At 44.7% G+C, this 18,923-nt stretch carries 20 protein-coding genes; 7 read left to right on the top strand and 13 right to left on the bottom strand.

Going from position 1 to position 18,923, the window contains the following annotated elements; genetic code table 11:
- Window positions 1-10: 10 nt before the first annotated feature.
- The gene (locus OAG1_RS14805) at window positions 11-472 is read right to left on the bottom strand and encodes a YchJ family metal-binding protein (protein WP_249483608.1); all 462 of its coding nucleotides are present in this window, start codon (window positions 470-472) and stop codon (window positions 11-13) included.
- Window positions 473-566: 94 nt separating this feature from the next.
- Window positions 567-2,048, bottom strand: a complete 1,482-nt coding sequence (locus OAG1_RS14800; RefSeq protein ID WP_338621833.1) for a DUF3369 domain-containing protein — start codon at window positions 2,046-2,048, stop codon at window positions 567-569.
- Between the two features lie 140 nt (window positions 2,049-2,188).
- Here OAG1_RS14800 and cobT point away from each other — a divergent pair, with 140 nt between their 5' ends.
- The 4 genes from cobT to OAG1_RS14780 are packed head-to-tail and all read left to right on the top strand — an operon-like array spanning window position 2,189 to window position 5,015.
- Window positions 2,189-3,229, top strand: a complete 1,041-nt coding sequence (gene cobT, locus OAG1_RS14795; RefSeq protein ID WP_338621832.1) for a nicotinate-nucleotide--dimethylbenzimidazole phosphoribosyltransferase — start codon at window positions 2,189-2,191, stop codon at window positions 3,227-3,229.
- The gene (locus OAG1_RS14790; protein ID WP_338621831.1) at window positions 3,216-4,019 is read left to right on the top strand and encodes an adenosylcobinamide-GDP ribazoletransferase; all 804 of its coding nucleotides are present in this window, start codon (window positions 3,216-3,218) and stop codon (window positions 4,017-4,019) included. Before cobT ends, OAG1_RS14790 begins: the two co-directional genes overlap by 14 nt.
- Complete coding sequence (locus tag OAG1_RS14785) at window positions 4,016-4,600, top strand: histidine phosphatase family protein (RefSeq protein WP_338621830.1); 585 nt, start codon at window positions 4,016-4,018, stop codon at window positions 4,598-4,600. The genes OAG1_RS14790 and OAG1_RS14785 overlap by 4 nt, the downstream gene beginning before the upstream one ends.
- Complete coding sequence (locus tag OAG1_RS14780; protein ID WP_338621829.1) at window positions 4,581-5,015, top strand: lysozyme inhibitor LprI family protein; 435 nt, start codon at window positions 4,581-4,583, stop codon at window positions 5,013-5,015. The genes OAG1_RS14785 and OAG1_RS14780 overlap by 20 nt, the downstream gene beginning before the upstream one ends.
- Before the next feature lie 85 nt (window positions 5,016-5,100).
- Here OAG1_RS14780 and OAG1_RS14775 read toward each other — a convergent pair whose 3' ends face one another.
- Complete coding sequence (locus tag OAG1_RS14775; protein ID WP_220721540.1) at window positions 5,101-6,195, bottom strand: ketoacyl-ACP synthase III; 1,095 nt, start codon at window positions 6,193-6,195, stop codon at window positions 5,101-5,103.
- A 259-nt stretch (window positions 6,196-6,454) separates the two neighbouring features.
- On the opposite strand from OAG1_RS14775, the gene OAG1_RS14770 reads away from it, so the two are divergent.
- Entirely contained in the window at window positions 6,455-6,775 is a 321-nt protein-coding gene (locus tag OAG1_RS14770; protein ID WP_338621828.1) for a hypothetical protein, read from the top strand.
- A gap of 57 nt (window positions 6,776-6,832) precedes the next feature.
- On the opposite strand, the gene OAG1_RS14765 is transcribed toward OAG1_RS14770, so the two are convergent.
- Window positions 6,833-7,588 (bottom strand): SDR family oxidoreductase, encoded by a 756-nt coding sequence (locus OAG1_RS14765; protein WP_338621827.1) that lies wholly within the window; start codon window positions 7,586-7,588, stop codon window positions 6,833-6,835.
- 106 nt (window positions 7,589-7,694) lie between these two features.
- Here OAG1_RS14765 and OAG1_RS14760 point away from each other — a divergent pair, with 106 nt between their 5' ends.
- Window positions 7,695-8,603: a LysR substrate-binding domain-containing protein gene (locus OAG1_RS14760; RefSeq protein WP_338621826.1), complete on the top strand. Its 909-nt coding sequence runs from the start codon at window positions 7,695-7,697 to the stop codon at window positions 8,601-8,603.
- 44 nt (window positions 8,604-8,647) lie between these two features.
- Here OAG1_RS14760 and OAG1_RS14755 read toward each other — a convergent pair whose 3' ends face one another.
- From OAG1_RS14755 to OAG1_RS14725, 7 genes are all read right to left on the bottom strand, one after another.
- On the bottom strand, window positions 8,648-10,135 hold the full coding sequence (locus OAG1_RS14755; protein ID WP_338621825.1) for a carboxypeptidase M32: 1,488 nt from the start codon (window positions 10,133-10,135) through the stop codon (window positions 8,648-8,650).
- A 13-nt stretch (window positions 10,136-10,148) separates the two neighbouring features.
- Entirely contained in the window at window positions 10,149-10,724 is a 576-nt protein-coding gene (gene smrA, locus OAG1_RS14750; protein WP_016404055.1) for a DNA endonuclease SmrA, read from the bottom strand.
- A gap of 72 nt (window positions 10,725-10,796) precedes the next feature.
- Entirely contained in the window at window positions 10,797-10,940 is a 144-nt protein-coding gene (locus tag OAG1_RS14745; RefSeq protein ID WP_152779542.1) for a DUF3149 domain-containing protein, read from the bottom strand.
- 68 nt (window positions 10,941-11,008) lie between these two features.
- The gene (locus OAG1_RS14740; RefSeq protein WP_338621824.1) at window positions 11,009-11,884 is read right to left on the bottom strand and encodes a TraB/GumN family protein; all 876 of its coding nucleotides are present in this window, start codon (window positions 11,882-11,884) and stop codon (window positions 11,009-11,011) included.
- Window positions 11,885-12,103: 219 nt separating this feature from the next.
- Window positions 12,104-12,937, bottom strand: coding sequence for an SDR family oxidoreductase (locus OAG1_RS14735; RefSeq protein ID WP_338621823.1), 834 nt, complete (start codon window positions 12,935-12,937; stop codon window positions 12,104-12,106).
- Entirely contained in the window at window positions 12,934-13,602 is a 669-nt protein-coding gene (locus OAG1_RS14730) for a PilZ domain-containing protein (RefSeq protein WP_016404059.1), read from the bottom strand. The genes OAG1_RS14735 and OAG1_RS14730 overlap by 4 nt, the downstream gene beginning before the upstream one ends.
- 373 nt (window positions 13,603-13,975) lie before the next feature.
- On the bottom strand, window positions 13,976-14,194 hold the full coding sequence (locus OAG1_RS14725; RefSeq protein ID WP_338621822.1) for a DUF1127 domain-containing protein: 219 nt from the start codon (window positions 14,192-14,194) through the stop codon (window positions 13,976-13,978).
- Window positions 14,195-14,291: 97 nt separating this feature from the next.
- On the opposite strand from OAG1_RS14725, the gene OAG1_RS14720 reads away from it, so the two are divergent.
- Window positions 14,292-15,242: a LysR substrate-binding domain-containing protein gene (locus OAG1_RS14720; RefSeq protein WP_338621821.1), complete on the top strand. Its 951-nt coding sequence runs from the start codon at window positions 14,292-14,294 to the stop codon at window positions 15,240-15,242.
- Window positions 15,243-15,310: 68 nt separating this feature from the next.
- Here the strand turns inward: OAG1_RS14720 and OAG1_RS14715 are convergent, their stop codons facing one another.
- The gene (locus OAG1_RS14715; RefSeq protein WP_194164050.1) at window positions 15,311-16,063 is read right to left on the bottom strand and encodes a DUF3108 domain-containing protein; all 753 of its coding nucleotides are present in this window, start codon (window positions 16,061-16,063) and stop codon (window positions 15,311-15,313) included.
- Window positions 16,064-16,186: 123 nt separating this feature from the next.
- Window positions 16,187-18,859, bottom strand: coding sequence for a bifunctional acetaldehyde-CoA/alcohol dehydrogenase (gene adhE / locus OAG1_RS14710; protein ID WP_016402736.1), 2,673 nt, complete (start codon window positions 18,857-18,859; stop codon window positions 16,187-16,189).
- Window positions 18,860-18,923 lie beyond the last annotated feature (64 nt).

Raw genomic sequence — 18,923 nt, 5'->3', positions numbered from 1 at the left:
AGTTTTAAAGTTAAGATTTATTACAGCACTGTTTAAACTTTTTGCCGCTTCCGCAGGGGCAAGCTGAATTACGCGCCAAGGCTTTTGGGGCGAACTCTCCATCAGTATAAAACCAACGCTCATTAACTTTCTTAAAGTTAGAGCGCTCGTGCAAAATTTGTCGTTGACCCTGTTCGCGATAATGAGCTTTAAACTCCACTATGCCTGTTTGGCCATCTTTAAAGTCACAGCTAAAAATTATTTGTAGCTTTTCCCATTGCCCTAAATCTTCTTTAGTTGAAGGTTGTGGGGCATCGCCTTGTCGATAGTCCGAGTGGTGCGTTTGCCATAAATAACTAGCATCGCCCAGCGTAAACGCGGTGTAGCGAGAACGCATTAACTGCTCACAACTTGTTGGTAAGCAATCACCGGTGATGATGGGCTGACAGCACTGAAGAAAATCGTTGCCGCTACCGCAGGGGCAAACTAACACAGGGAAACCTCAAATTTGACTAAGGGCGAAGTGTAGCAAGAAGCTGCCGATAAGGCAGCTGAAACTTGGTGATAGTTTGGCCAAATTGGCCTTATTAATCAGGATTTAACATGTGCTTAACCGTAAATGTGGTTAATTGAGGATCAAAGTGTGGGTTGTTGGCTAAATCAAGCTGAGCCAAACTTGCTTGCTGGTCTGTTTGTTCACTTAAAAATACCGCTAAAGCGACAATACGGGCGTAGACATGAATGGCTTCACCACTTAGGCCTAGTGGTCGGCCACTGCCATCCCAATGTTCTTGGCTTTGATTAGCTACGATAAGGGCTGCATCTATTTGCTGTTGCACTGCGGGATCTTTAAGTGTATCTGGTAGCTCGCAATGTTCGGCAATGCGCTGCCAACTCCCTTGGCTTAACATGTTACAGCTAAGCAGCACGTCGGGTAAGCCGTGGTTAGCTAGGTCATAAAAGCTAGCGGCTTGGTTTAATGCTTCACACTGTTGGTCGCTGAGCGAATAAGCCACAGCAAGTTCAGCGCAATAACGCTCTATAGTGCTAAGCTGCTCGGTATTATATTGTTTGGTTTGAATGGCTTGATGAATTAATTCCACCAGGCGCAATTGACCGTGAGCTAGTTGTTTTTGCAAGTGTTGGTTTTCTAGGCGCACAGCCGTAGTTTGGATCAAATAGTTAAGTGGTTCTAGCTGCAACTGCTGGGTGTCGCTCCATCCTTCTAGATAGAACATCAAAGGTTCGCTATCAGTATTTTGCAAATAAAATACCGCATTGTTCTCGCCAAAACTGTGCTGTTGATTTTGCTGCGCTTGGTTAAGCAATGACTGAACTCGGCTTGGTAGCTCATGTAAGCTGCGAACTTCTTCTAAATAGGCCAGCTTCCCTTCGCTATGCAGTACTTTAAGCTTGGAGCGGTAAACACTTAAGGCTAAGCCACTGAGCGTAAGTTTGGCATCTTGCTGTGTTAACAAGTCAATTAGCTCATGAAACACGCCTATAGCCAAGTTTTGCTCGTTTTTACAGTTTTCAATATGGCTAGAGGAATTGATGACCGCACGCAGGTTATTACGTTGTGAATGCAGTTCGGTAATTTCTTGGTAGGCACGAAGGGAGGCGCACATTAAAGTGTCTAAATTTACATCGCTTAACTCGGTTTTGTTTTTGTAGTCACTCACATCGTAGCGGCGAATCACCTCTCTAATGGGCGCTAAGCCGGGTTGCCCGGTGCGCAAAATTAATCGTATTTTGTGGTTGTTAAGGCGTTGGCGAATATCATCGATAAGCAATAGGCCCGCATCGTCACTTTCCATGACAACATCTACTAAGGCAATCGCAACATCGCCGTGTTCACTGAGTAATTGATAAGCCTCGGCAGCGTTATAGGCGTCAATAAAGCTGAGTTTTCGATCTTGATAAGAAAAGTTGTTTAATACTAATTTTGTGACGGTATGCATTTCGCTGTCGTCATCAACAATTAGCACCTTCCAGGGAGCTGGCTCTAGGGTTTCGGTAGCGGTATCGTCTTCTTCATCAAACAGGAATAGTTCAGCACTATCATCCATTGCTACTGTCCTCACTCGTTAATAAGGCCTCTATCATCAGTATAGGAAATTACTAGCGATTCTTAGGATATTTTTCTTAAAACTGGATATTAAACACGCTAAGCTTAAGCAAATGCACTTATGTTGCTAGGAAATTGATTTTGCATAATAAATTCGTCATTGAAGCGCTAGACCAAGGCTTAGCTGAAGCCTTAATCAATAAGATTGATTTAAAAACTAAGCCACAAGGTTCTCTTGGCCAACTGGAAAGTTTAGCCTGCCAAATAGGGCAAATTCAACAGACCTTAGAGCCTGAAATTCGCCAGCCTAAAATGATTGTATTTGCCGCTGACCATGGTATTGCGCTTGAGGGTGTGAGCGCCTTCCCACAAGAAGTTACTGCTCAAATGGTACAAAATTTTGTTAATGGTGGAGCCGCCGTTAATGTATTTTGCCGTCAACATGGTTTGGGCTTCGAGATCGTTGATGTTGGGGTGGGCCAGCTTTTGTCTGAGCAAGGGGTACAACGGTGTAAGGTAGCAAACGGCACCAAGAGTTTTTTGAATGCCGATGCAATGAGCAAAGAGCAATGCCTTCAAGCAATCGACGTTGGCGCTGAGCGAGTTGCCCAAGCTGCACGTGAAGGTTCGAACTTGCTGGCTTTTGGCGAGATGGGCATTGCTAACACGGCTAGTGCTGCTGCCATTATGGCGGGCTGCTTGGGTCTGGAAGTTAGCGACTGTGTTGGTCGCGGAACTGGCTTAGATGATCAAGGCTTACAGCATAAAACGGCAGTGTTACAGCAAGCGATGCAATACCATCAAGGTGAATACAGCGCGCAGCAATGGCTAGCCAAAGTAGGCGGATTTGAAATTGCTGCCATGGTGGGAGCGATGCTAGAAGCCGCTCATCGGCGCATCGTTATTTTGGTAGATGGCTTTATCTGCTCAGCGGCTGCCTTGGTGGCCAGCCAGATAAACCCCTTGGTAACACAATACATGATTTTTTGTCACCAAGGTGCAGAGCATGCTCACAAAAGGTTACTTGAAGCGCTAGAGGCCAAGCCTTTGCTGGATTTAGCACTGCGCTTGGGTGAAGGAAGTGGCGCAGTGCTGGCTTATCCACTGGTTGAGTCTGCCCTGGTGTTCTTAAAAGAAATGGCCTCGTTTGACTCAGCTGGCGTGAGTCGTGAGCGTGATTGAACGCGCCAAACATGAGCTGAACTTAGTGTTTAATGCACTCAGTTTCTTTAGCCGGATCCCGGTCCCGAAAAATGTAAGATACAGCGGCCAAAGTCTCAGCCAGTGTGTGGCGTATTTCCCCTTGGTGGGCTGGATTGTTGGTTTAGTTAGCGCCGGGCTCATTGTATTGCTTATGCCCATACTTGGCGCGCCCTTAGCTATATTACTCTCGATGGCCGCTAGCTGCTGGCTTACCGGTGCATTTCACGAAGATGGCTTTGCTGATTGCTGTGATGGCTTTGGCGGTGGCTACACTCCAGAGCAAATGCTGCGAATTATGAAAGACTCCCGCCTAGGCACCTACGGAGTGCTAGGTTTGTGCAGCATATTGGCGATTAAATTTAGTGCCTTATTGAGCCTTAGTCAGATGCTCATTAGCACCGATCTCTTATTGGTGCTGTGGTTAGCGCATAGCTTAAGTCGTTTTAGCGCGGTGCTTATTATCTGGAAACTTGATTACGTTCGTGAACCGTCTGAGCCGAGTAAAGCCAAAGCTGTTGCTCAGTCGATTGGTTCTAAAGAGCTTCTTTTAGCCTTGTTTTGGGTTGCGGTGCCAGCAGTTTTATTAGAGCTAAATATGTTAGCTTTTGCGGTGTTAAGTTGCTTGCTAGTCACGCTATTGTGGGCTCGCTACCTAAAGCTTAAATTAGCCGGCTATACAGGGGATACCTTAGGGGCACAGCAGCAGTTGAGCGAAGTGGCCATTTATATCAGTTTGCTTGCAGCTATTAATGCAGGCCTGATTCCGTGAATCGAGTGCTATTGGTGCGCCACAGCCAACCAGATATTGCCAGCAACCGCTGTTACGGCCAACTAGATATGCCAGCAATACCAGAACAACTACAACAAGCCACAGTACGATTACAAAAATTATTGGCCGAGTACTCGGTAGCAGAAGTGTATGCTAGCCCTTTGTTACGTTGTCGCCAGTTGGCCGAAAGTCTTTTTGTTCCGGACGATATTGCGTACCAAGACTCTCTGAAGGAAATAAGTTTTGGTCAATGGGAAGGCTGTAAGTGGGATGACATTCCTCGCAATCAACTGGACGCTTGGGCTGATAATTTAGAGGGTTATCGCCTTGGTCAATCTGGCGAAACAGTTGCAGAGTTTAGCCAGCGCGTACTAGGCTTTTGGCAAACCCGCTTATCTACAATTAGCGAAGCGAATACCACCCAAGTGTGGTTCACTCATGCTGGAGTTATTCGTACCATTGTTGGTGATATTCAAGCTTTACCTGTGGCTGAGTCCAGCAAAATAGCACTAAAATTTGGATCTTTAACTTGTATAACATTTGCCTCTAATGGAGCCGCCATTGAATACCTTAATCGCTAAACTTGTTATCTTATGTGTGCCTTTAACATTTGCTCTGGGGCAAGTTCAAGCCAGTGAAGAAAGTACCTCGGCCAATAAACCTAAAGTAAACATTATTGGTAAGTGCTGGCAGCGTGCTACTAAACCAGAAGTAAATACATGTTTAGAGAACAGCCTAGCCCAACTTGACCACCAAGTAAGGCAGCGTTTGGTCGTTCTGCATAAGCAAGCTATGGACTTAGAGTCTATTAGTGAAGGGGCTCAAGGCGCAGTTCAAGCTTTAGAAAAAGCCAAAATAGAGTTTAGTGAGTTTCGACAATCTTTGTGTGCTTGGGAAAGCTTAATGATGGCTGGCGGCAGCGGTTCGGGTAGCCAGTATTTAAGTTGTGAGATAGAGCTTACCCAGCATTGGTTAAGCCGTTTGCACCAGTGGTAAGGTTGAATTTTAGATAGCAAACAGCCCGCTTTTAGCGGGCTGTTTGTTGGTAAGCTTCCACGAAAGATAAACAGCCTCTGGGCAATTACGCTTCTGCTGCGCGTGCTTCTTGGCAACCTTTAATGGCGGGGGCCAAAATCTCCAAAGCGGTTTGCTCACAAGGGCTTAAACTAGCATCTGATTCGGCGATAGGTGTAACACGCTGACCCCAGCGAATCGCAGCCGCTCCCCATGTTAGTCCAGCACCAAAAGCGGCTAGCAATACATTGTCACCAGGCTTGATTCGGCCTTGCTCTAAGGCTTCACATAAGGCTACTGGAACAGTGGCCGCTGAAGTGTTCCCGTATTTTTCAATGTTCACCATAATATTGTCATAAGGAGCATCAATACGTTTGGCTAGGGCATCAATAATGCGTAAGTTGGCTTGGTGGGGCACGATGAAGTTGAGCTCATTGTTGGCGATGTTAGCCTGCTCTAATACGTTACTTGCTGCTTCACCCATGCCTTTTACCGCACGTTTAAAAATCTCAGGTCCTTCGAACTGAAAATTGTAAAGCGTATCTACGCCTGAAAAACGTTTACGGTTAGTGCCAAAATCTGAAATAAACAGGATCTCTCGTTTCTCGCTATCGCAGCCTAGTTTTGCGGCAAGAAATCCTACTTTTTCCGCTTGGTCGTTTGCTTCTAGAATCACTGCGCCAGCACCGTCGCCAAACAATACTGCAGTATCGCGTTTAGTCCAGTCGAGTAATTGGGTTAATCGCTCGGCGCCAATCAACAGAATGCGCTTCATCGCTCCGGTTTGAATTAAGGCAGAGGCTGTTTGCATGCCGTAAACAAAACCTGAGCAAGCGGCATTCATATCAAATACGGCGGCTTGTTCTGCTTTAAGTAATTGTTGTACACGGCTGGCACTGCTAGGTACCGATGTACCAGGGGTGCAGGTACACAAAATAATCGCATCGAGTTGTTCTGCTTTTAGCCCTGCAGCAGCTAAAGCTTGTAAGCCAGCGGTAGCTGCGAGTTCAGCAATATCTACATGAGAAACACAGCGCTCTTTTATGCCTGTTCGGCTACTAATCCACTCATCCGATGTGTCGAGAAAAGTACTTAAGTCGTGGTTAGTGAGTCGTGCTGGTGGCATACATTTGCCCCAACCGGTAATTTCAGCATTGTACATAGCGTGCTTAAAACTCTGGCTAATTGAAGTTGCCAAGGATTATGCCTTATGCATTGCAAATAACCAAACTAGAACAAGAATTAGTCTCAAACAGTGGCTTTTTGTGGCTAAAGCTCACATTTTAGCTTTAGCTGGTGTTTTATTGGTCAAGTTGTGCCATAATCAGCCCATATTGATGGACTAGACCTAATAATATGTAGGTCAATTTATGTAACAGGGACGCTCAATTACTCTCTGAATTACGTAAATGGGGTCTGTTATGACTGCGCAACAACACAATTCTGTATTGTCTCCACCTGGTGATGATAATACTCAAATATCTAGTTTTACTGATAATACGCGTTTTTTTGAATTAACCGTTGATTTCTACGCAGATTCACTAAGCCTACTAGCTTTTGGTGGCGATGTTATTGGCAACCTACCACCTAAAAAACTGGTGGCTGTAAATGGCCAAATAGATAATGAAGAAGCCTTTTTCAAATCTATGTTTATTTGGACATTTTCTGCTATCGATGAAGTAGAAGCCCCATTAGATCCTAAGCCACAAGACTGGTTATTGCTGAACGCAAACGAGCAGTAAAGCCTTAGAAATAAGGCTTAGCCAAGGCACATTGGGCAAAGCCTTATTGGTTTAAGCTTATAAAAACATTCCTCCCGAAGCTTCTATCCGCTGGCCATTTACCCAAGAAGCTTGGTCGCTGAGTAACATGGAGAGGGCGTCGCCAATGTCTTCTGCAATACCTACTCGGCCTAGCGCAGTGTGTTGGGCTAGTTGCTGATTAAGTGTGACATTGTCACGTACAACTCCGCCACCAAAGTCAGTTTCTATCGCTCCTGGCGCGAGCGTATTTGCCCTAATCTGCTTGTAGCCTAGTTCTGCTGCCAAGTAGCGAGTCATTACCTCTAATCCTCCCTTCATCATGGCATAAGCACAAAAGCCTGGCATGCTAAAGCGCGTCAATCCGGTAGAGATATTGACTATTCGTCCTGCTGTTTCAATCATTGGCAGCAGGGCTTGAGTAAGAAAGAAAGTGCCTTTTAAATGCACATTCATTAATTGATCAAACTGTTGCTCGGTAGTTTCAGCAAAGCTGTTATTAATGCCGATTCCTGCGTTATTAACCAGGTAGTTGATTGAGTCTCGTTCAAATTGTTGCTGTAAGGCCGTTCTTAATCTACTGATAAAGCTAGGGAAGCTGCTGCTGTCTGCCAGATCAAGTTGAATGGCCGCGGCGTTTACTCCAAATTGGCGAATTTCACTCACTAGCTGCTCGGCTTTGTCTTGTTGGCTATGGTAAGTGAAGACTATATCCACTCCACTTTTAGCTAAGGCTAAAGCAGCGCTGCGCCCTAAGCCTCGGCTTCCACCTGTCACCAATAATAAGTTGTTCATAAAGTCTCTCCTGTTTGTATCGACATGCAGGATAGAAAAAATACTGTTAGTGAAAAACACACTAAAATAGATATCATTGTTTCTTTTAGGCGAACAGTAGCGACTTATGGATAAATTTGAGGCAATGCAACGTTTTGTGGCGGTTGCACAAAGTGGCAGTTTTACGCGAGCAGCAGAATTACTTGATTTACCTAAGTCGAGCATTTCCAATGCGGTGCAATTCTTGGAAAAAAAGCTAGCAACTCGCTTACTTCATCGCAGCACGCGCAGCGTTACGCTTACTCAGGATGGTGAAGTTTACCTTCAGCAGTGTAGGTCTATTTTGCGGGAGTTAGACGCTGTAGAAAGCCAATTTCGTCAAGCGGATGAAATACGCGGTGTCCTTCGGGTGGATATGCCTAGCCGGTTTGCTAGCACCATTGTGCTGCCTCACTTAGCCGAATGGCTAGAGCGTTACCCACAAGTTAAAATCAAAATAAGCAGTGCTGATTACCAAATCGATCCGGTGAAAGAGGGCGTTGATTGTTTAATTAGAGTGGGAGAGCTGCAAGACAGCCAACTCATTGCAAAACCCTTATGTAACTATCAAATCTACAGCTGTGCTAGTCCCAGTTATTTGCAGCGTTATGGCGAACCAAAGCAGCTTAGCGAACTAGCTAAGCATTATTTAATCGATTATGCGCCTAAAATGGGCAATAGCGCTGCCGAGTTTGAATACCTTGATAAAGGGCAGCGCCGAGTATTAGAAATGCCCAGTAGGTTGGCAGTAAATGGCACCGATGCTTATATGGCAGCATGTGAGGCTGGCTTAGGCATTATTCAAGTTCCGGCTATGGGAGCGGCGTTACAGCTTAAAAGTGGAGCCATACAACGTATTTTGCCAGATATTGAGGTTCCATCGATGCCGGTCTCAATTCTCTATTCGTCACGTCGACAGTTGCCGCAGCGATTAAGTTTGTTTATGGAATGGCTACAAGATTTGATGAAGCGTCTAGCAGCAAGCAGTTTGATATGAAAAAGAGAGAACTGCCTGACGGTTGTCAGGCAGTCATATAGAGCTTATAGGTAACGCTGGCGCAAGTGTTGCTCGAAGTAACGGGTGTTTAAGGTTTCTCCGGTAGCACGGCTTACCAGCTCATCGGTGTCGTAGATACTGGCTTGTGACCAAATATTTTGTTGCAGCCAAGCAAATACCTCATTGTAGTTGCCCTCTGCCACCGCTTTGGGGGTGTTGGGTTTGGCTTTAACTAAAGCCGCATGAAATTGTGCGGCGTACATTGCGCCTAGCGAGTAAGAAGGGAAGTATCCAATTAACCCTGCTGGCCAATGCACGTCTTGCATGCAGCCATCGCGATAATTTCCTTTGGTAGACAAACCTAAATATTGCTGCATTTTTTGATCCCACAACTCGGGGATATCTGCCACTTTAATATCTTGATTGATTAGGTCGCGTTCTAGCTCATACCGCAGCATCACATGGGCAGGATAAGTCAGCTCATCGGCATCTACTCGAATATAACCCGGCTTAACACTTAAATAGTGCTGCTTAAGTTCTTCAAGTTGCATTGGCTGCTGCTGGCATAAGTGCTGATTAACTAAGGGTAATAGTTGCTCAACAAAGGCTTGGCTGCGGCCTAATTGCATTTCAAAGAATAAACTCTGGCTCTCGTGTATACCCATAGAACGGGCTTGTCCCACCGGTAAATCAAGGTAATCTAGCGGTAAGTTTTGTTCATACCTTGCGTGACCTGTTTCGTGCACAATGCCCATTAATGAACGGGTGAAATCTTCATCTTCGTAACGCGTGGTTATACGTACATCACTGGGCACTCCGCCACAAAATGGATGAGCGCTTACATCTAGTCGGCCATGCTTAAAGTCAAATTGCAGTTTTTCCATCACTGCTAAACCAAGTTTTTTTTGTTGTTCACTAGGGAAGGGGCCATTTAACGTTAATTCCGGCCAATTAGCTTGTTTGTCGACCACTTGAGTTATCAAGTCTGGCAGCCAAGATTGCAGCTCACCAAATACTTTATCTAAGCGCTGCATTTGCATGCCTGGTTCGTATAAATCGAGCATGGCATCGTAAGGGTTTAAGCCGGTTTTATCTGCCCGGATTTGCGCCTCTTCAATGGCTAGCTGCATTACTGCTTGCAAGTTAACTTGGAAGGCTTTCCAATCATTAGCACCGCGCTGCTCACGCCAAGCATGCTCACAGTGGGCAGTGGCGAGTGATTTAGCTTTAACCAAATCGGCGGGAAGGGCGGTTTGATTGCGCCAGCTACGAGACATTTCTCGCAGCGAAGCTTGTTGCATTGGGTTAAGGTTTTCCTGATGTGCTTGTTCTAGCCATTGCTCCATTTCTGGGCGGGTGGACTTTTCATGAATAATCACCGCTAGTTCTGCTAAGGCTTCGGCGCGAGCTTGGTTACCGCCATCTGGCATCATGGTGGCCTGATCCCAGCCACAAATTGAATTTAAGTGAGAGAGTTTTGACAGGTGTTTAAAGTGCTCACAGAGCTGTTGATAAGCAGTTTGCTTAGTCATAGTTGTTCCTAGCTTAGGCTAAACGGCGAGCATGACGCTCACGGTTATCGAGTTTTTGTAACTCACTTTTTTTGAGTAGTACGTAAATGGCGCCAGTACCACCGTGCATTGTTTGGGCGCTGTGAATGGCCAACACCGCGTCTATTTGTGGTAACCACTGGCTCACATAGCTTTTTAATAGTGCTGGTGGGTCACTGTTATGGCCTTTACCCGGAATAATTAGTGCGCTACGGATATTGAGCTTTTGGCATTGCTTAATAAAACTAATTATTTCGCTGCGGGCTTTTTCTAAGCGAAATTTATGTAAATCCAATTTGGCTTGAATTTCATATTTGCCTAAGCGTAGTTTTTTAAATACGCCTTGTTGTAAGCCTGACTTTTTGAAAGACACCACATCGTCGGGGTGCAGTAACGTAACATTCTCTAAAGAAAGGTAATCTTGAGATGTAGCAAGGTGCTCTGCAGCGGCCTGTTGTCTAGCTTTTTTGGCCGCTTCGTTAAGGCTGTCGCCAGCCGACACTACGGCATCTTGCTTTAAGGGTTTTATTCCAGCCACTTCCTGCTGGAACAGATCAAATTCATCAGACATAAAAGAACTCCTGAACAACGAAGTTCCTTCTTTATAGATGAGAGCAGACAGCGGTGCAACCGCTGCGTAAGCTTATTTTTGCTGAGGGTCGCTTTGGCGGATTTTTTTCAAGAAATAAAATGTATAAAATCCCATCAAAGCAATGGTGGTGGCAATCACCGTCACCGACATTAATCCAATGCTATTACCAAAGAGTAAGTCTAACCAAAGTTCCATTGCTAATACTCCTTTTAAGTAGGAGTAATTAGCATAAATTGCTCAAGTAAAGGTCAAATTGATGCTGGTCAATTTGTCGCCGGATCAACTTCACGGATTGAGTAACCCAGTTTTTTTAGCTCATCGAGTAAACCTTGTTCTCCGTATAAGTGCATAGCACCAACTACCACAAAACTGGTATTGCTTAAGTTGGTAAGTTGTTGCATCCATTTGTGGTTGCGCTCAAATAGCAATTTTTCCAATACGTATTCTGCATCGTGTTGGAACATCGGGTCGTCCTCAAGTAATGCCAGTAGCTTTTGGTTCTCACCGTTATTCCAGTGGCTTACGAGTTGATTGAACAAGCTAGGTACTTGCTCAAAGTCATCCAAGGTTTGCTCTAATAAAGCTACTTGAATTCTGGCTAGGCTGCTTAAAGCTTCTATTTGCTCGGCAAAGCTTTCTAATTGATGGATCGAAAGCTGACTTTGTTGCGCCCGCTGAATGAAATGTAGATCAAGCCCTAACTCAGGCTCAAAGCCGAGGGCTTGCATTTGCAACTGGCTAAGTACCACAGCTACATACCAGGGCTGCATGTTATCGAAAATAGAAGGTGAGATCCCAAGCTGTTGGCTGCGTTGCTTAAGTTGGTCTAAATAATCAGCACTTATTTTGTCCGCTAATTTTTCACCGCCCGGCAATTGGCTAGCGTGCTGCAATAGCTGTTGGTCGCTGCCGGAAACAGACGATACGTCCATTTCTATCACTAGGCGCTCACTGCGCTCAAAGGCATCAATAAAGGGTTTAGGTAAGGGATAAAATGTTTCGCTGCCTAGATGAATAGAGCCAAACAAGTAGAGCTGTTGCTGGTCTTTACTGGCTAGCCAAAGAGAGGGTTCTGCAGCTATTTGGCTGCTAGAGAACAGCAGCAATAAAGTGCTTAAGCGATTAAGCCAAGGTTTCATAGTTTATCCATGCTTAGGAACAGAAAACCACTTTAGCATGAGTCGCTTAAGTGGTGACAAGAGACTGTTAACCTTTCGAGCTGGCTTTTGCAGCAATTTGTGGCTTATTTATACAAGGCAGAGGTTTTAAAGTGTAGCTAGCCTACACATGCCTTGCCGCGCCTAAAGCGATTTTTCCTCGAACAAAATTTAACCGCGAAAGTTCAACAGCCCCTGGCTTTAGCCTTTTTTAAGGATATTATCGAGCAAAGAAACCGGTAATATTCGACGAAGCCAAGCAAACAAGTGGGTAGGGAAGGTAACGTAGTAACGCGCTTTAGGTGTTGGCTTTTCAAGTGCGTGCAATAGGGCTTTATACACCGCGCTAGCGGGTAGCGTAAATTTACTGCTTGGGCCTTCTTGCTCTAGGCGTTCTAGCGTTTTCTGGTAAGCGCTTTGGTGGCGAGTATTGTTGGCATCAATGTTTTGTTCAAAGGCGGCTTTAGCATTTTGCCTAAACAAGCTGGTAATAGGGCCTGGTTCAATGAGCGAAACATGTAACGGGGTATTGGCTAATTCTAAACGTAGGGTATCGGTGTAGCCTTCTAGGGCGAACTTACTGGCGTTGTAGGCTCCGCGATACTTCATCGCTACTAAGCCAAGTACCGAACTGTTTTGAATAATCCGCCCGTGTTGCTGCTGTAACATATGGGCTACTGCTAAACGGCTTAAGTGATGCCAGCCAAATAGATTGGTTTCGAACTGTTGGCGAAGCGCTTGAGTGGGCAGATCCTCTAGCGCCCCGGGTTGACCATAGGCACCATTATTAAACAAAGCATCTATTTTACCGTTAGCTAAGGCTAGGGCTTGTTGCCAGCCTTGCTCAATAGAGCTTTCGCTATCTAGATCAAGTGTTACACATTGCAAACCACTTGTTTGTAGCGTTTTCACATCGTCGTCTTTACGGCAAGAGGCGATAACATTGTAGCCGCGCTGTTGTAATTCTTTGGCGCAATAAAGGCCAATGCCACTACTACACCCGGTGATTAAAATGCTGTTGATTGGTTTGCTCAAGCAATGCCCTGTATTTTCTTTTCGTAGGCTTTATCAACAAGTTGGTATTCAATTTGTTGATTAACAAGTTCGTAATCTTGAACAAATTGACAGCCCAGTGCAAATTCATTTCGCTCGTTAGGGGTATTTTTTATTTGGCAGGTAAGAATTACTGGCTCGTCGCGCTTAGGAAAGCGGGTTTGTAGCTGTAAGTTCTTGTCTTTTAATACATTGATATTGAACTTGTTGGCAGCGCTTGGCACAAACTTACAACCACGTTCAGAGATATCTTTTAGTACTCCACGCAACACGTGTTTTGAATCAAGGTGCAGGGTTGCTGGCTGATAACACTCATAACGGTCATATTTACGCAGTGGCATAGACATAACGTTTTGAGGATATTGCAAAATCATCCAACGAGCGGGCTCATTAATCAATGCCACAATTTCAGAGCGGAAGGCGATGAGTTTACCGTCCCAATGAAAGCGCGCATTTACTTCACAGCCTTCACTAATAAGGTTGATGCCAGTACTTGAATCGGCACCATTAAGGCGGCAAATAATGTAGCTCTTTTTGTCTACGCCTATCCAGTAACCTTTGTAATCGGCTGCTTTTTTAAAGCGAGTGGTAATATTAAGGCTTAGTCCGCAGTTGGGCGGCACTTTGTGAAACTGTACTTGATCCATAAGGGTAAAACTTCAAATCCGTTTGTGCGATCATTCAGGTTCGACCACTTCGATATGTGATCAGTTGGGCTGATTCTAGCGGATTCATTGTCAAAAAAACATCTTGAAAATTCATTGAAGCGTGCAAGTTTTATTCGCTTAAAAGTCAATAGTTGAAAGGCCTAGATAAAGCTTAGTTACATCAACACCTTAGTATTAGTAGAAGCTCGAAAGGTATTTCGCGTAGTTAGTAAGCAAGCTATTCTTCATCAAAAAGAATAGTTAGAACGAGCTTAGAATAGGGGCTATTGCTTGCTTCAAGTCGCGCTAACAATTTAAAGCTAGGGCTAGTCAAGCTTTGGCAATACCCCCCTATTGATCGATTTAAGTGGCGCTAAGACTGCCAAAATGATTTCTCGGCTTCTCGTAATGCATCTGCTCTACTCACACCAATGTCTTTTAGCAAATAGTCGGGAAGCTTTGCTAACTCTCGACGGCTTTTTCGGCGCGCCAATAGCATATCCAATTTACTAAGCATGTTGCGTAAGTTTAGTTTAGGTGATGTGAAGCCTTGGCGTTGTAGGCTTGTTTTTGTTTGGCTAATGATATTCATAACAAAACTCCTTTTAGCTGCTGACGGTTAAAAAGTACGCTATATTGGAGGTCAATGACAAACGACTTAAATTGACTCTTAGTTAAGGAAAACTTAAGTGAGTGACCGAATGCCTCCCTTGCAAGGGCTTTATTACTTCTATTTGGCTGCAGAAATGGGCAGCTTTAAAGCAGCTGCAGAAAAGTTATTTGTGAGTGCGGCGGCTATGAGCCAGCAGATCCGTCAGTTAGAAGAGAGAATAGATGTACAGCTGTTTGAGCGTCAGCATCGTAGAGTAGTGTTAACCGCTGAGGGTGAAACCTTACATCATTACGCTAAACAAGCATTTAGAACCCTACAGGACGGCGTTCGTCAAGTAAGTCTTGATCCCGATCCAAACAGCATGTCTTTGTCGGTGTTGCCGTCTTTTGCCCAGCATTGGCTAGTGCCTCGGTTAGGTGAGTTTAGCCAACTACACCCAAATCTATCGGTAATGCTAATGCCAAAAAATAGTTTGATAGATTTTCGCCAAGATAGGGTCGATTTATGTGTGCGTTATGGCTTGGGAGATTACCCAGGCTTACATGCCGCTAAGCTAATGGATGATCATCTATATCCTGTTTGTCATCCATTGTATTTAGAACAGCATCCAGAGGTGTGTTTAAACGATTTGAGTAAACACACGCTGATTGATGATGCGAGGCCTGATATGAATTGGCAGTACTGGTTAGAGCTAGCTGGTTTTAACTCTAGTGTGCCCAAGGCCAACTTATTGTACCAAGGGGCTCATGTGGTGATTGAAGGCGCGCTAGCTGTTCAAGGTATCGCTTTAGTAAGGCACAGCTTGGCGTGGAAGTATATCCAACAAGGTTTACTGGTTAAGTTGGGCAATGTAGAGGTAAAACCTCGTTATCGTTATTACTTGGTTGCCCCTCAACCTTATTTTAAACGAGAGAAAATAAAGCAATTTAGTGAGTGGATTAATCAGCAAGCTCAGCAGTTTTGGCTAGAGGGGGAGGCGCAGCGAAGTAAAAGCAAAATTGTTAACGCGCCACTAATAAAAAATTGAATACAGCTCTATCTGCAGCAACAAGCCTTGTGATTAACAAGGCTTTATAATTGCAAACGCAAGGTTGGTTAGTTGCTAAGCTCTGCTTCGTTGTTAGCGGCTTGCTTAGCTAACATTGGTTTTTCTGGTTCAACAATATCAATGCGGGTGGCCTCTAGGGTAGCCCAGCTTTTACCGTTGCGGATAATTTCTGCTTTAACCAAGTGATAATCTAATTCAGGCGCTAACCATAGCCAGGTGCTGCGGCCTTCTCGTTTTTTCTGCTCCACTTTTAACGCTTCAAAAGTACCGAGTATGGTCTCTACGGTTTCTTCGGCGACGACGGTGAAGCGATAGTTATCCACTTCATCAATCACATTGTAGTGGTAGTCTAAATCTTTTAAGCCTTTCTTTAAGTCGTTTTGTAATTGCACCGAGAAGCCTGCTGCATCCATTAATTGGTGAACGTTGTCTGGTGCTTCAAAGTGGTGCCTTTCACCATCAACATCAACGATTAAGCCGCCTTTACGATCTGGGTGGCCGGTAACTCGTGTGGTGGAAAATAGGTTACTTTGTTTGAGTACAAAGCCTAAGGTTTTTACATCTTGTTGGTGATAGGTAAAACGAGATGTATCGTCGTATTTCAGGCCGCCGGCGAGGGCTGTACCAATACTTTTAATTTGAAAGGTATCGTTACCCAAATCAATCAGTTGGCGATAGCCTTTGGCAATGGGGATGCCTTTAAAATCTGCGCGGTATTCGGCCTCAAAGGGCAGTACCTCAGCAATACTGGTGGTGGCAACTAACAAAGCTGAAAGTGCTATAGCTTTTGAATACGACATAACATTAACCCCAAACATCTTCGACTAATTATAGCCGCCATAGTATGACAAAGCTTAGCGCGAAAATGAAAATAAAAAAAAAGGCTCCGTAAAGGAGCCTTAGTATTCAGTGCTGTTTAGTGATTAAGCTTTTGCTTTAGTCGCTTTTTTAGCAGCTGGTTTTTTAGCTTTTTGAGACTCAGCTTCTGCACTATCTGCTGCTTCGGTGTATGGACGACCGTAGTAAGAATCAAGTAGAACTTGTTTCAATTCAGCAATTAGTGGGTAACGAGGGTTTGCACCAGTACATTGGTCATCAAACGCGTCTACCGCTAGTTCGTCAACTTTAGCTAGGAAGTCAGCCTCGTTCACGCCTGCATCTTTAATAGATAGAGGAATGTTCAATTCAACTTTCAACTCGTCTAACCAAGTTAGAAGGGCGTTAAGCTTAGTTTCAGTGTTACCTTCACGGAAGCCTAAGTGCTCAGCAACTTCTGCGTAACGAGCACGTGCCTTAGGACGGTCGTACTGAGAGAACGCAGTTTGTTTAGTTGGCGTGTTAGTCGCGTTGAAACGAATTGTGTTAGTTAGCAACAATGCGTTAGCCAAACCGTGTGGTACGTGGAACTCTGCACCTAGTTTGTGAGCCATTGAGTGACACACACCTAAGAAAGAGTTAGCAAACGCGATACCAGCGATAGTAGCGGCATTGTGTACTTTCTCACGAGCTACTGGGTCAGCTTTACCGTTTTGGTAAGAGCTTGGTAAGTATTCTTTAAGCATCTTAAGTGCTTGCAGAGCTTGACCGTCTGAGTATTCGTTAGCTAGTACAGAAACGTAAGCTTCCATAGCGTGAGTAACCGCATCGTAACCACCGAAGGCACATAGTGACTTAGGCATATCCATTACTAGGTTAGCATCTACAACAGCCATGTTAGGCGTTAGTTCGTAGTCAGCTAGTGGGTATTTCTGACCAGTAGTGTCGTCAGTTACAACCGCAAACGGAGTTACTTCTGAACCAGTACCTGAAGTAGTAGTAATACATACTAGTTCAGCTTTTGAACCCATTTTAGGGAACTTGTAAATACGTTTACGGATGTCCATAAAGCGCATTGATAGGTCTTCGAAGTCAGTTTCTGGGTGCTCGTACATTACCCACATGATCTTCGCAGCATCCATTGGTGAACCACCACCAACAGCAAGAATTACGTCTGGCTGGTAGTTGTGACAAGCTTCAGCGCCTTTCTTCACAATAGACAGAGTAGGATCTGCTTCTACATCGTGGAATACTTCAACTTCCATGCCTTTCTCTTTAAGGATGGCACGTAGGTCGTCGATGTAACCGTTGTTGAATAGGAAGTTATCAGTAACAACCATTGCACGTTTCTTGCCGTCTAGGTCGTCCATTGCGATTGGTAATGAACCACGACGGAAGTAGATTGACTTAGGTAGTTTATGCCACAACATGTTCTCAGCTCGCTTCGCAACAATTTTCTTATTGATAAGGTGTTTTGGACCCACGTTTTCAGAAATCGCGTTACCACCCCAAGAACCACAACCTAGCGTTAGAGAAGGTGCTAGTTCGAAGTTGTAAAGGTCACCAATACCACCGTGAGAAGAAGGCGTATTGATAAGAATACGTGCAGTCTTCATTTTGTCGCCAAAGTAAGCGATACGGTCAGCGTTAGCGTCTTGGTCTGTGTAAAGAACAGACGTGTGACCAACACCACCGATGTCTAATACGATACCAGCTTGGCGAACAGCGTCTTCAAAGTCTGTCGCTTTGTAAACACCTAGAGTTGGAGATAGTTTCTCGTGTGAGAACTCGTCATCGTAAGATGCTTCTAGGCCTTCACCGATTAAGATCTTAGTTGCTTTTGGTACAGTTACGCCAGCTAGCTCAGCAATTTTGTATGCTGGTTGGCCAACGATTTTAGCGTTAAGCGCGCCGTTAATCATAAGTACTTTACGTACTTTATCTGCGTCTGCTTTGCTTAGTACTGCTGCGCCGTATTTAGCGAAACGAGCAATTACTTCGTCGTACTTAGATTCAACAATGATAGCTGCTTGCTCAGAAGCACAGATAACACCGTTATCAAAAGTCTTAGACATAAGAATAGAAGAAACAGCACGTTTAACGTCTGCAGTTTCGTCAATTACTACTGGCGTGTTACCAGCACCAACACCAATAGCAGGCTTACCTGAAGAGTAAGCAGCTTTAACCATACCTGGACCACCAGTTGCAAGAATTAGCGCGATGTCTTCGTGCTTCATTAGTGCGTTAGATAGTTCTACAGAAGGAGTATCGATCCAGCCAATAATGTCTTTTGGCGCGCCAGCAGCGATAGCAGCATCAAGTACTAATTTAGCCGCAAAGTTAGTTGCGTTTTTAGCACGTGGGTGTGGAGAGAAGATACAACCGTTACGCGTTTTAAGGCTGATTAGCGCTTTAAAGATAGCGGTAGAAGTTGGGTTAGTGGTTGGTACGATGGCACAAACAATACCTACTGGCTCAGCGATAGTAATAGTACCGCCTTCGTCGTTACGTTCGATAACGCCACAAGTTAGAGTATCTTTGTATTTGTTGTAGATGAACTCAGAAGCGAAGTGGTTTTTGATCACTTTATCTTCCATTATGCCCATGCCAGACTCTTCAGCCGCCATACGAGCTAGTTCAATACGTGCTGTAGAAGCAGCGAGTGACGCAGCGCGGAAAATCTTGTCCACTTGTTCTTGGCTGTAAGATGCGAATTCAGCTTGCGCCGCCTTCACTCGAGCAACCATTGCGTTTAACTCATCAATATTACCTACAGGCATCCTGTTCTCCTCATTTAAACTAAAACTAATTAGTAAACCAACACTGATAGTTCAATCCGCCTCA

It is taken from the genome of Agarivorans sp. OAG1, assembly GCF_037076485.1.
Classification (GTDB): domain Bacteria; phylum Pseudomonadota; class Gammaproteobacteria; order Enterobacterales; family Celerinatantimonadaceae; genus Agarivorans; species Agarivorans albus.
This window is presented reverse-complemented; position numbering and strand designations above follow the sequence as displayed.

Bases quoted from the DNA above. Each gene is read 5' to 3' on its own strand.
- OAG1_RS14760 (WP_338621826.1), top strand. From the start codon at position 7,695: ATGGATAAATTTGAGGCAATGCAACGTTTTGTGGCGGTTGCACAAAGT.
- OAG1_RS14730 (WP_016404059.1), bottom strand. From the start codon at position 13,602: ATGGATCAAGTACAGTTTCACAAAGTGCCGCCCAACTGCGGACTAAGC.
- OAG1_RS14800 (WP_338621833.1), bottom strand. From the start codon at position 2,048: ATGGATGATAGTGCTGAACTATTCCTGTTTGATGAAGAAGACGATACC.
- OAG1_RS14770 (WP_338621828.1), top strand. From the start codon at position 6,455: ATGACTGCGCAACAACACAATTCTGTATTGTCTCCACCTGGTGATGAT.
- OAG1_RS14715 (WP_194164050.1), bottom strand. From the start codon at position 16,063: ATGTCGTATTCAAAAGCTATAGCACTTTCAGCTTTGTTAGTTGCCACC.
- OAG1_RS14775 (WP_220721540.1), bottom strand. From the start codon at position 6,195: ATGTACAATGCTGAAATTACCGGTTGGGGCAAATGTATGCCACCAGCA.
- OAG1_RS14745 (WP_152779542.1), bottom strand. From the start codon at position 10,940: ATGGAACTTTGGTTAGACTTACTCTTTGGTAATAGCATTGGATTAATG.
- OAG1_RS14725 (WP_338621822.1), bottom strand. From the start codon at position 14,194: ATGAATATCATTAGCCAAACAAAAACAAGCCTACAACGCCAAGGCTTC.
- adhE (WP_016402736.1), bottom strand. From the start codon at position 18,859: ATGCCTGTAGGTAATATTGATGAGTTAAACGCAATGGTTGCTCGAGTG.
- smrA (WP_016404055.1), bottom strand. From the start codon at position 10,724: ATGTCTGATGAATTTGATCTGTTCCAGCAGGAAGTGGCTGGAATAAAA.
- OAG1_RS14755 (WP_338621825.1), bottom strand. From the start codon at position 10,135: ATGACTAAGCAAACTGCTTATCAACAGCTCTGTGAGCACTTTAAACAC.
- OAG1_RS14740 (WP_338621824.1), bottom strand. From the start codon at position 11,884: ATGAAACCTTGGCTTAATCGCTTAAGCACTTTATTGCTGCTGTTCTCT.
- OAG1_RS14765 (WP_338621827.1), bottom strand. From the start codon at position 7,588: ATGAACAACTTATTATTGGTGACAGGTGGAAGCCGAGGCTTAGGGCGC.